The 2439-nt window shown below is 71.5% G+C and carries 4 protein-coding genes; 1 reads left to right on the top strand and 3 read right to left on the bottom strand.

Annotated elements, in window-relative coordinates; translation table 11 throughout:
* Together VIB55_RS06995 and trxA are read right to left on the bottom strand one after the other, a co-directional pair.
* The coding region (locus tag VIB55_RS06995) for a hypothetical protein (RefSeq protein WP_331875954.1) at window positions 1–927 on the bottom strand (927 nt) is incomplete at its 3' end.
* A gap of 190 nt (window positions 928–1117) precedes the next feature.
* A complete protein-coding gene (trxA, locus tag VIB55_RS06990) occupies window positions 1118–1456 on the bottom strand; it encodes a thioredoxin (protein WP_331875953.1) in 339 nt (112 codons plus the stop codon).
* Window positions 1457–1573: 117 nt separating this feature from the next.
* Here trxA and mce point away from each other — a divergent pair, with 117 nt between their 5' ends.
* The gene (gene mce / locus VIB55_RS06985) at window positions 1574–1984 is read left to right on the top strand and encodes a methylmalonyl-CoA epimerase (RefSeq protein ID WP_331875952.1); all 411 of its coding nucleotides are present in this window, start codon (window positions 1574–1576) and stop codon (window positions 1982–1984) included.
* 73 nt (window positions 1985–2057) lie between these two features.
* On the opposite strand, the gene VIB55_RS06980 is transcribed toward mce, so the two are convergent.
* Window positions 2058–2439, bottom strand: a 382-nt coding sequence (locus tag VIB55_RS06980) for a hypothetical protein (RefSeq protein WP_331875951.1), incomplete at its 5' end; no start/stop codon positions are given.

Here is a 2439-nt window from a genome sequence, read left to right as displayed (position 1 = left end):
CACGAACCGGCTGTCGCGCGCCACCCGCTCCACCAGCGCGGCGGGGTCCACCCCGTGGTGGTCGGAGGCGGAGATCAGCACCTCCGTCAGCCAGGCGGCCACTCCGTCCGTCAGCGCCGTGGGCGATGCGACGGGATCGCCCGCCACGCGCCCCTCGGGGGTGATGTCGAACGCGGCGACCACCGGGTGCTCCATGGCCGCCAGCCCCTGCCCGCGCTGCAGCATGGCCAGGGCGGTCTCGCGCCCCGTGGCCAGCGCCACCTCGCGCAGCGTGCCGCCGATCATCCGCCGGTACAGGTCCACGAATCCCGGACCCGCCAGCACCGGCAGCTCCGCGAGGCGGGGATACAGCGTGGCCTTCAGCCCGGCGCCCACGTCGAAGACGGTGCGCAGGAAGTCGGGGATGGGCACCGTGGCGTCGCGCTCGCTGAACCAGCCAGTGCGGAACGCGCCGTCGTCGAACGACAGGTAGTGGTGGCGCCCGTCGTCCGCCAGCTCCAGCACGCCCGAAAAGGACCGCTCGCGCAGCAGCGGGAACAGCCGCTCGGGGCGGGACGCATCCAGCGGCTCGGCCCAGGGGAGCGGGTCGGTGGAAAGGGTGGACGCCATCGCCCGCAGCTGGTCTTCGGAGGCGCCGTAGTAGCCGATCTGCCCGCCTTCGCCGCGCTCGCTCTCCGTGGCGCACAGGCGCAGCACCTCGGAAAGCGCCGCCGGCCCGCGACCGCCGGGATGGATGCGGGCCGCGAAGAACGGCTCGCCCCCGCGCAGGAACACCAGGAAGCAGCGTTCGCCCAGCTGCACGGCCACGTAGCCGGGCACGCGCGCGGAGCGGTCGCGCTTCCCGTCGCTCAGGATGCCGGGAAGGTTCACGTAGGACAGCTTCGTCCGCGGCAGGTACGCGGAATCCGCGGGAAAGCGGTAGATCATGGGCGCTCAGCCGGCCGATGGAGAGGGATCGGACGGGAGAAACGGGTCACGTTCCGTGCCCGGGCGCAAGTCGTTGCGGCACAATCGGGTGCGGCCGGACGAGGTTTTCGGGGGATGGCAATCCGCAATCCGCGGGGCGGAATGCGAGAAAGGCCGGGGCGCGCGGCCCCGGCCTCTCCACGTTCAGCGTTCAGGCGCCCAGGTGCTCCTGGAGCTTGCGCTCCAGCATCTGCTTGGGCTGCGCGCCGACGATGGTGTCCACCACCTGGCCGTCCTTGAAGAACAGGATGGTGGGGATGGAGCGCACGTTGAACTGCGCGGCGGTGCGCTGGTTGTTGTCCACGTCCAGCTTGCCCACCTTCACCTGGCCGGCGTACTGGTCCGCCAGCTGGGCCACCGACGGGCCGATCAGGCGGCAGGGGGCGCACCACTCCGCCCAGAAGTCGACCATCGCAAGCCCTTCGGCGCCGGCGATCTCCGACTGGAAGTTGCCGTCGGTGATCTCCACGAGGTTTTCGCTATCAGCCATTTGAATCTTCCTTCCGCGTTCATGGGCCTCGCGGGCCCGGTGCCGCAGCCGCTATCGTGTAGCGGCTGGCCTGTCATCACGAACTTCGCATACCCTGAACCGACACAGGAGGTCTCCTTGACCGAGCGGGCGCTGGACCACGTGGGAATCGCGGTGCACTCGCTGGACGAATCGCTCCCCGTCTTCGAATCTATCACCGGCCACAAGGGGCACGGCCGCGAGCGGGTGGAATCCCAGGGGGTGGAGGTCGTGTTCCTGGGCAACGGCGAGGGCCGCCTGGAGCTGCTGGCCCCCACCCGCGACGATTCGGCCGTCGCCAGGTTCCTGGCGAAGCGCGGCCCGGGCATGCACCATCTGTGCTACCGCGTCCCCGACCTCGGCGCCGAGCTGGCCCGCTACCGCGCGGAGGGCCGGCAGCTGATCGACGAGGCGCCCCGGTCCGGCGCCGCGGGGCACCTGGTGGCGTTCATCCACCCCAGGTCCACCGGCGGCGTGCTCACGGAGCTGCTGCAGGCCGGCGGCCATTGACCGCAGGCAGGATGACGAACGGCGGCACGAGAGCATCGCCCTCGTGCCGCCGTTCGTCGTCCTCGAGTGCCGATCAGCTGCGGCGGCTCTGCTCGCGCGAGATGGCCTCCAGGTCCACCTGCTCCACCAGCCACGAGCCGCCGGGGCCCTGGACCACGACGAAGGGCACCTGCACGGTCCGGCGGCCCTGGCGCATCTCGACCATGTTGGTGCGCGCGTTGGGGCGGCCCGGCGTGGGCACCATGCCGCTGAGCGAAAACGAGTCGTGGCGGATGACTCGCGCGATGGCCTGCATGCGCCGGGCGACCCGCTGCGGGGCCTGCGACTCGGCCAGGGGGCCGCGGGCGGAGCCGAACAGGTAGCCCATTTCGGTGAAGCGCTCCTGCTTGGCGAAGCCCATGAACTGCTCGACGGCCGACGCGGGCGCCGCGGCCTGCACGCCGGCCGGGGCGGGC

The organism is Longimicrobium sp. (assembly GCF_036554565.1).
Classification (GTDB): Bacteria; Gemmatimonadota; Gemmatimonadetes; order Longimicrobiales; family Longimicrobiaceae; genus Longimicrobium.
Note: the sequence above shows the minus strand (reverse complement) of the source record. Positions and strands in the feature narration are given on the sequence as shown.

Bases quoted from the DNA above. Each gene is read 5' to 3' on its own strand.
- trxA (WP_331875953.1), bottom strand. From the start codon at position 1,456: ATGGCTGATAGCGAAAACCTCGTGGAGATCACCGACGGCAACTTCCAG.